The 9771-nt window shown below is 42.4% G+C and carries 7 protein-coding genes; 6 read left to right on the top strand and 1 reads right to left on the bottom strand.

The genetic code is table 11. The annotated features are described in order from the left end of the window. The 6 genes from VLN09_RS11275 to VLN09_RS11250 form a co-directional block, all read left to right on the top strand. A partial coding sequence (locus tag VLN09_RS11275; protein ID WP_325246567.1) for a flavodoxin-dependent (E)-4-hydroxy-3-methylbut-2-enyl-diphosphate synthase occupies window positions 1-539 on the top strand: 539 nt, incomplete at its 5' end. Window positions 540-603: 64 nt separating this feature from the next. Next, window positions 604-1908, top strand: coding sequence for a histidine--tRNA ligase (gene hisS, locus VLN09_RS11270; protein WP_325246566.1), 1305 nt, complete (start codon window positions 604-606; stop codon window positions 1906-1908). 51 nt (window positions 1909-1959) lie between these two features. Next, window positions 1960-2754, top strand: coding sequence for a YfgM family protein (locus VLN09_RS11265; RefSeq protein WP_325246564.1), 795 nt, complete (start codon window positions 1960-1962; stop codon window positions 2752-2754). Between the two features lie 173 nt (window positions 2755-2927). After that, window positions 2928-4136 (top strand): outer membrane protein assembly factor BamB, encoded by a 1209-nt coding sequence (gene bamB / locus VLN09_RS11260; protein WP_414709130.1) that lies wholly within the window; start codon window positions 2928-2930, stop codon window positions 4134-4136. Between the two features lie 451 nt (window positions 4137-4587). Beyond that, window positions 4588-6030, top strand: a complete 1443-nt coding sequence (der, locus tag VLN09_RS11255) for a ribosome biogenesis GTPase Der (protein ID WP_325246560.1) — start codon at window positions 4588-4590, stop codon at window positions 6028-6030. Between the two features lie 229 nt (window positions 6031-6259). Beyond that, window positions 6260-8119: a HAMP domain-containing sensor histidine kinase gene (locus tag VLN09_RS11250; protein ID WP_325246558.1), complete on the top strand. Its 1860-nt coding sequence runs from the start codon at window positions 6260-6262 to the stop codon at window positions 8117-8119. Window positions 8120-8395: 276 nt separating this feature from the next. Here the strand turns inward: VLN09_RS11250 and VLN09_RS11245 are convergent, their stop codons facing one another. Next, complete coding sequence (locus VLN09_RS11245; RefSeq protein ID WP_325246556.1) at window positions 8396-9562, bottom strand: D-alanyl-D-alanine carboxypeptidase family protein; 1167 nt, start codon at window positions 9560-9562, stop codon at window positions 8396-8398. Window positions 9563-9771 lie beyond the last annotated feature (209 nt).

The following is a 9771-nucleotide window of genomic DNA, read 5'->3' as shown; positions in this document are numbered from 1 at the left end:
GTCTGATTTCAGCGCAGATTGATAATCCACTGCATTTAGGTGTCACAGAGGCGGGTGTTTATCGTACTGGTTCTGTCAAATCTGCCATCGCGCTAGGTGGTTTATTATTGGACGGTATCGGTGATACGATTCGTATCTCTTTAGCTGCAGAACCAGAAGAAGAGATTAAAATTGGTTTTGATATCTTAAAATCACTTAATATTCGCTCTAATGGCGTCAATTTTATTGCTTGCCCAAGTTGCTCGCGTCAAGAGTTCGATGTGATTAGAGTAATGACTGCGTTAGAGTCGCGTTTAGAGGATATTCGTGAGCCGATGAATTTGTCAGTGATTGGTTGTAAGGTGAATGGTCCGGGTGAAGCGAAAGAAGCGGATATCGGTATCGTTGGTGCGGCACCGAAATCATTGGTCTACCGTATGGGCGAAAAAAGTCATCTGATTGATACTGATAACCTAGTTGATGAGATAGAAGGCATGGTACGTGCCCATGCAGAAGAATTGGCAAAAAAGCGCGAAAACGAGATTATCCGAGTCAGATAATAAAGCGTTTTATCAATAAAAATTATAGAGCTATTGGTTAAAATTTAAAGGATACGACCGTACCATGATTAAAGCGATTAAAGGGTTTAATGATATTTTGCCTGCACAGTCTGCAAAATGGCTGCATTTAGAGTCGATATTGGCTGATGTGCTTGGCAGATACGGTTATGAGCATATTCGCTTGCCTATCGTTGAGCAAACTGATTTATTTGCTCGTGCGATTGGCGGTGCTACGGATATCGTTGAAAAAGAGATGTATAGCTTTACCGATAAATCTGATCCACCAACGCCGCTTACCTTGCGTCCTGAAGGCACAGCAGGGGCAGTACGAGCAGTAAATGAGCACAATCTACTACGCGGCGATACGCCAAAGCTTTGGTATATCGGTCCGATGTTCCGCTATGAGCGTCCACAAAAAGGGCGCTATCGTCAGTTTCACCAATTGGGTGTCGAAAGCTTTGGTAGTGCGTTACCAGATGCCGATGCTGAGCTGATTGCGATGACGCATTTGATGTGGCAAGAGCTGGGTCTAAAAGATGAGATGCGTCTGCAATTGAATAGTCTAGGCGAGATTGATGAGCGACATGCTTATCGTGAAGCACTGGTTGCTTATCTGACTGATAAGCAAGAGCAGTTAGATGAGGATAGCAAGCGTCGCCTGACGACCAATCCACTACGTATATTAGACAGTAAAGAAGCCAGTACCCAAGCGTTATTGGTAGATGCACCCAAGCTTGCTGACTTTTTAGGTGACGAAAGCGTGGCGCATTTTGAGCAAGTGCAAGCTTATTTAACGGAGCTTGGTATTAATTTTGAAATCAACCCGCATCTGGTACGTGGTCTTGATTACTATAATAAAACCGTTTTTGAATGGGTGACTGATAAGCTTGGCAGTCAAGCAACTGTCTGTGCCGGCGGTCGTTATGATGGCTTGGTTGGACAGCTAAAATCTGCTGATAACCGTGATGATAAAGGCGATAATAAACCGGTTAAATCTGAACCTGCGGTTGGTTTTGCCATGGGACTTGAACGTTTATTACTGCTTATGGAAGTGGTTGCTCCTATTGCTGATATACCTGCTTGTGATGTTTTTGTGGTTGCTCATCCTGAAGTTTATAGTGCCGGTATTGTTTATGCGCAGAACCTGCGTTATAGCCGCCCAGATTTGCGCATAAAAATGGCAAGTGCAACCAGCTTAAAAGCCCAAATGAAAAAAGCGGATAAGTCGGGTGCTGCATTGACCGTTATTATCGCTCAGCAAGAGATTGATGATAAAACTATTAGCATTAAAAATATGCAGACCGGCGAACAAAAAACAGCTGCTCAAGATTGGTTGTCAGATAATAGTAACTTTTGTCGCCATAAGTAGCATTGAGTGTAGCACTAGCAATTTAATAACAATTTTATCAGGTAAAAGTATATGGCTCTGACCCCTAATTCGCCGAATGCAGATAACTCAATGCAAGCGCTAAAGCAGTATGGCAGCTATATTGTCACCGTGATTTTATTGGCGTTAGTCGCCTATTTTGGCTGGACTTATTGGCAAGATAATCATGCACGTGTGGATACCGTTGCAGCCGATCAATATGCGGATATTCAACGTCTTAATGAAGAAGTTAGCTTGGCATCGCAAAATCCGGATCTAGAAGCGGAGGCAAAAGCGTCGTTAGAGAAGAGCCGTATTCAGCTAAATAAAAACATCGATACTTTAGTTGGTACTCATGGAGAGTCAGTCTATGCTTGGCAGGCTCTGATGATTAAAGCGCGCCAACAAGTCGACAGTGATGATTTTAAGGCAGCAGGCGAGACCTTTAAAAAAGCCTTGGCTATCGATTTGGGTGATGCAGGTCTAGAGGCAATTACCCGTTTGCGCTATGCGACCACGCTTTTGGCAGCAGGCGATACCAAAGCTGCCTTAGCAGAGGCCAGCCGTGATATGCCAAGCTCATTTGAAGCCAGTCAACAAGAGCTGCTCGGTGATATTTACTTAGCACAAGATAATACAGACTCAGCCATTAAATCCTACAATAATGCTTGGGAGCTGTTACGTGAGCGTCAAGAAACTCGTGCAGTATTGGCATTAAAAATGGAAAGCTTGGGTATTGTTCCTGAACCTATCGCTGAGCAAGCCAGCCTTATTCAAGAGTCTACAGTAACGTCGCAGCCCGTTGCGAGCGAAGGATCAGAAGAGGCGAATACTGACGCTGGTGCATAAAAGCTGCACGCCAACTATAATAGATGTCGCGACACCTAAAACCGTTCTACAAAGGAAGTAGCGCAGTCAGAATAATGATAATAACGAGCACTTATTTGCGCTAAGCTGTTACTATTTATTGCTTACTGAACGCTAATTTATTAATGATTAATTTATTTGTAGTGAGACCTATGATGACTCAAGCTATCCGCTCTAACAAAACTATAAACGCCAAAACCGTGCGCTCAACGGCGATGCACGTAGCTGTCATTGCGATAATGGCAACAGCGGTCATTGGGTGTAATCGAGGTATCAAACCAGTCGTCAATGACCCTGTAAAACTGGTACAAATCGCGCAGCCGATCAGTGTGTTGCAGCCAGTTTTTAGTACTGATGTTGGTAATAAAAACGTCAGTAAAAAGGACCCGCTTGATTTGCAAGTTGGCTATGGCAATACGCAGATTGTCACTGCCTCGCGCGGTGGTGATTTAGTCGGCTTCGATAAAGCCGGTCAGCGTCTATGGTCAGTTGATGTCGGTGATCAAATCACAGGCGGTGTTGCAATAGATGAGCTTAGCCAAACAGCCATTATCAGCACTCGTGGTGGCTTAGTTATGGCATTTGATAGCGCGACAGGTGCAAAGCGCTGGCAACAACAGCTTAGCGGTTCAGTATTAACGCCAGCACTTATCAGCAATAATCGTGTGATTCTGTCAGCTAATGATGGCTTTTTACATGGTTTGTCGCTACAAAATGGTCAGTCAGTTTGGCAGTTTGCCACCCAAGTTCCTGCTATCAGTATACGCGGTAGTGCGGCACCGACGTTATTAGATGCCAAAACTGCATTGCTTGCCACTGCCGATGGACGCTTGCATGCCATTACCGTCGATAATGGCTTACCGCTATGGTCAAGACGTGTTGGCGTGGGCACAGGTAGCAGTGAAGTTGAGCGTATGAGCGATGTTGATGGCATGCCGATTGTAGATAACAATCAGCTATTTGCGATCAGCTATAGCGGTCAGCTGCTCGGTATTGATTTGGCGGCCCGCCAAGTGATGTTTGTTAATGAGCTTGCTAGCTTAAAAGCGCTTGCGGTCAATAATCAGCAAGTGGTTGCCACGAGTTTAGATGGTAAAGTGGTCGCTTACAATCGTAGTAATGGTCAGGTTTTATGGGAAAGTGAAGAATTGGCCTATCGCCATTTGACCAATCCTGTGATGATTGGCAACTATATCGCAGTGGGTGATTTTGATGGGGTAGTGCACCTATTTGACCCAGCCACGGGTAAAATTGTTAGCCGTGTACAGACCAAAGGCGTATTGACCAATTTGCAAGTTCAAGGTAGCCGTTTGATGACTCAAAGTACTTCAGGACAAGTTGCAATTTGGCAGTTGGCACGCTAATAGTTATTATTAGCAGTCTATTTAATAAGCGTTTTTATATTGGTTATATTGTTTATTAATGGGTTGGGCTGATAATAGACATATAAAGAGCTTATAGTGAATAAATTAAACGCTGCACGGTCAGCGTTTAATGCCTTGTAAAATGCTTGTTTACATATTGGCTTTCGCGTACTCTATGCGACCGGTGCATTGTCGGCGTTATCTCTATATAATAGCGATACATAGTACCTATCAATAGTACCCATATATGATTCAGTTATCTGAATATCATTTATTAATTGTTAGATAGTAAGTATTTTTTTTGCTATCGTTTTGTTTTTATCATTCATTTAAATTTACGGTCAACTGCCGCTATTTTCTGCTTTGTTATAACAGTAAAGTAGCTTTGTAAAAGATATTTTACCTAAGTAGTCGCGTTGTCCGTCATTGTGCCTTTCACTGAGAGTAACCCATGAGTATCAAGCCTGTGGTCGCCTTAATTGGTCGTCCAAACGTCGGTAAATCCACCTTATTTAATCAGTTCACTAAAAGTCGGCAGGCATTGGTTGCTGATTTGTCAGGATTGACTCGTGACCGTCAATACGGTGATGCGACCTACGAAGACAAAGCTTTTATTGTCGTTGATACCGGTGGTATTGGTGAAGCGGACGATGGCAGAGGCGATATTGATGATTATATGTCTGAGCAGTCGTATACTGCCATTCATGAAGCAGACATCATTGTGTTTGTGGTTGATGCGCGTGCTGGGCTGATTGGTGCCGATGCCGAGATTGGTAAGTTTCTGCATACCCTTGGCAAGCCTGTCTATGTGGTTGCTAATAAAGTCGATGGCGTGCATGATTCGGCGCCTGCTGAATTTTATGCATTAGGTCTAGGCGAACCATATCCAATGGCGGCAAGTCACGGTCGCGGTGTCGGCAATCTGCTCGAAGTATTAACCGCTGATATGCCTAGTCAAGAAAATATCGTAGAGCCAAGAGGTTTGAAACTTGCTATTATCGGTCGTCCAAACGTTGGTAAATCGACTCTTGTTAACCGTCTGCTTGGTGAAGACCGCGTTGTAGTCTTTGATATGCCTGGTACCACTCGTGATAGTATCTATATCCCATATACGCGTGAAGGTAAAGATTACGTATTGATTGATACGGCTGGTGTTCGTCGCCGCGGTAAAATCGATGAAAAAGTAGAAAAATTCTCAGTTATCAAAACTTTGCAAGCGATTGAAGATTCTAACGTGACCGTTATTGTTATTGATGCTCATGAAGGTATTGTCGATCAAGATTTGCATATGATTGGCTATGCGTTGGACGCCGGTCGTGCGCTAGTGGTTGCGATTAATAAGTGGGATGGTCTGACTGCCGATCAAAAGAACTACATCAAGATTGAGATGGATCGCCGTTTCAATTTTATTCCTTATGTAAAAGTCCATCAAATCTCAGCACTACATGGTACGGGCGTGGGCAATTTGTATCCGTCTATATTGCGAGCTTATCAATCGTCAATGTTTGAGGTATCAACCAACCGTTTGACGCAGATTTTGCAAGATGCTGTTACTGCCAATCCACCGCCAACGGTCGCTGGTCGCCGTATTAAGTTGCGTTATGCGCATATCGGTGGACACAATCCACCCGTTATCGTAATTCATGGTAATCAGACTGGCTCGTTACCTAAGAGTTATCAGCGCTATCTTGAAAATCAATTCCGTCAGGTATTTAAGTTAGAAGGCACGCCACTAAATGTGGTCTTTAAACTGAATGAAAACCCGTATGCTAATAAAAGCGACACACCAACCAAAGCCAAAACTCAACAGTTACGTCAACGTGAACGTAATCGTGCGCAGAAATTTACGACAACAGATAAGCCGAGATTTACCAACAAAGATAAAAAGCGTTAATGTAATCATATTTGCGCTTTTGGGTAGTAGTAGCTAGCAGATAAAAACCCCTTTGATACTAGCTATCATGCTTTTTAAACGTGCCTTGTCATGACGGCTGTATCAGTTGTCATGACATTTTACAATTTAGGGCACTATTCATTAATTGCCTTAAAATATCAATTTTCACTTATAACCGCTATAGAATAGCTGTAATATAATCAGAAGTTGTCTAACTCAGTAGAGTGATATGAACAACCGTCCGCATCAAACACTTCCTACGCTTATCTGGCACTCTATCATGCAGACCATGGTTTTGGCTGTATTGGCAGGTCTTTTAGTGTCTTTTATCTATGGCTTTGTTCACTATTACAAAGACACACGCCAGCATATTCAGGATTTGGCGACGTTACTAACCATCAGCGCAACGGTAGCAGATTCTACCGATATCGTCGATGAACAAATACATTTTTTATTAGAAAAAGAGCAAGGCATTGAGAGTATTTTCTTTTATACCGCCTCTCAGCCTATTGTTGACGCCAATCAATTAAGAGATGACTGGAAAAATGCGTTGTTTGCTAATACAGTCAGCTTTAATTATCCAGTTGTTGGCGATGATTTTACTAACAAAATAATTTCACCGAAAGAAGATTCCTTGGTTGGGTATCTTAATATTACCTTAGATATAGCGATGCTACGTGAAAATTGGATTAGGGACTATCTGCTACTGTGGCTGATGACAACGCTACTGGCGATTATGTGGGCGTTGTTTATCCTACGTAAGCTCAATTGGCCATCAAAAGACATTGCTACGCTGACTCAAGCTTGCGATATCATGATAAAAAATCCAGAGCTTGAGCATTTGCCTATGATTCAGCAGCGTTTTGCGTTTCAGGAGTTGGTACAGATTAAGCAAGCGTTTATAACGCTATTTGAGCGTTTGCAAGTAGCCCAGCAAAGCTATCAAGCGCTTGCGGTTTTTGAGAAGCAAATGCATCATAAGGATTTGTCGCTTGATATGCAACTGCATAATTTTCAAAGCATGATTACCCATGAGCTAAAAACCTCACTAAATGCGATTGTTGGTGGTTTGCAGCTATTGGATGATGCGCATTTAAGTCATGAGCAAAAAGACGCGGTCGATATCATCCGAAATGGTAGTGATCAACTGGTCTTAACCTTAGATCAAATCATCCAGCTAAATCAGATTCAAAAAGGTCAAGTTATCTTACAGGTACATGAGTTTAATCCCCTGCAATTAATTTCTGACCTATTGGCAGATTTTGAGCCTATCGCAAAGCAAAAAGGCTTAGAATTAATCAGCCATATTCATCATATTGATTATATCCTCGAAGGTGATGCCGAGAGGATTAAACAAATATTTTTGATACTTATTAATAATGCCATCAAGTTTACACCGACAGGGCAAATCACCATTACCTCACAATTGACCCATTTTGATAACAGTAATCGTTGGCAGGTTGTCGTAGCAGATACCGGTATTGGTATTGATAGTAATTTTATTAATGATATTTTCAATCCGTTTTTTCAGGTGGATTCATCACAAACTCGTCAATATGAAGGGTCTGGTATTGGTCTGCCAGTGGTTAAGCAGATGGCTCAGTTAATGGCTGCCAGTATCGAAGTCGATAGCACACTAGGTGTTGGTAGCAATTTTACAGTTACTATCCCTATGTCGAACCAGCGCCAATCGCAACAGCAGCAGAAGTTGCGTGGCTTAAAGGTTATTTATTACTACTATCATGAAAAAGAGTCATTGGCCGATGAGTTACAGCGTTTAGGCGCTGATGTTGTCTGCTATCAACATGAACAGTTGGTCATCAATGAGATACGTGCAAAAAAATTCGATATATTGATGTTTGCAGAGGATGTGTTTCCAAGAAAAGCGGCATCATTAGCGAGTCGTATTCGTGCCTCTGAGACGAAGTATCGAACGCTAATGGTGTTTTGGTATCCCCAGCAGCAAGTACAGTATTTGGCCAATTTTGAAACTGGTTTAAAAGCGGCGGGTATAGACTATTGCGAAGTTGCCAAATATGAAGATAAGGCGCTGAGTGATTTATTAAGACGCTGGTTGGCATGGACTTAGCGATAAGCAATATATAGACATAAAAAAGACGCCCTATATCGAGGCGTCTTTTTTATGTCTAACTGAATACAAAAGTTTTTTTAGAGTGTACTAGGGTAGGGCGTGTCCTCATTTTAAAAATGGAGATAAAAATGAGATAAATTGCAGTCAAACAAGGAAAATAGCGCTGTTAATATCGGGATATTACCTAGCTATTTGACGATGTTTGACAAAATTTAGCCATTTTAGCCCACTTAGATGTCCATCGATTGAATTGAGGACACGCCCTAATGGTGCTTAAAATAAGTTTTGTGCCCAGCGAGAAAAACGTTGCCAGATACGGCTCATGAAGCCTGATTGCTCGATATCACTGGTTGCAATCACAGGAACAGAGGCAACCACCTTGCCATCTATCACAGCCATCATTTTACCGATTTCTTGACCCTTTTTGATAGGCGCTTCTAAACTTTCAGGAATATCAACCACTGTTGTGATTTTATTCTTTTGAGTTTTAGTGGTTAGGATCTGTAAATTATCACCAGTCGCAACCTCTATTTCTTTTGCTTCGCCAAACCAAACAGGCACTTTACTGACAAACTGCCCAGCAGGTGCTTGAGTGACTGTTGTAAAGTGACCAAAACCCCAGTTTAGCAACTCACGTGACTGATCCGCGCGTGCTTGCTGACTTTTAGTGCCCATGATGACAGAGATCAGACGCATATCTTCACGCTTACTTGAAGCTGCTAAGCAGTAACCAGCCGCATCGGTATGTCCTGTCTTTAAACCATCAACTGTCGGATCAGTTGCTAGTAAAGCATTACGGTTCCCTTGGGTAATACCATTATAAGTGAACTCTTTTTCTGAATAAATGCCGTAATAGTCACCACTGTTTTTGATAATAGCGCGTGACAGCTTTGCCAAATCTAAAGCAGATGCTTGATGACCTTCGTCAGGCATACCGGTTGAGTTGACGAAATTAGTATTTTTCATCCCAATTTTTTGTGCTTGCTCATTCATCAAGATAGCAAATGAAGCTTCGCTTCCAGCGATATGCTCAGCCATCGCTTTTGAGGCGTCATTGCCTGATTGGATGATAATACCGCGTAGCATATCAATGACACTCGCGCTCTTATTCACCGGCACATACATACACGACTGGCTACTACTGCCACGACACCAAGCATTTGGGCTCATCAATACCTGATCGCTTTCTTTGAGGTCACCTGATGCTAAGCGCTGCTCAATGATATAACTGGTCATCATTTTGGTCAAAGACGCTGGCGGTAGAGCTTGATTGGCATTTTTTTGTGCCAAGATTTCACCAGTGTTATAGTCCATTAATACATAAGCAGTATTTTCCATCTCAGGTGGCTGTATGACGGCACTCGCCATCACTGCACTCATAGAAACACTGACGCCCACTACCAGCTGTACCAACTGTTTTTTCACACGCTTTACTGTCATAGATTGTTACACCGCATCATAAAACCAAATGTATCTGTCGCTCATATCGAATCCCTCCTCTCTACACAACCTTTCACAGATTACAGTAAACCTAAAACGAAATTATATATTTTCGAGAGTAAAGGAGACTTAGCGACGGACATAAAATTAACGCCTTATCTTAGCAAAATGCCGACCGATGGGGAAACGATAAATACAATAAAATAAGA

This window comes from Psychrobacter sp. (genome assembly GCF_035469765.1).
Classification (GTDB): Bacteria; Pseudomonadota; Gammaproteobacteria; order Pseudomonadales; family Moraxellaceae; genus Psychrobacter.
This window is presented reverse-complemented; position numbering and strand designations above follow the sequence as displayed.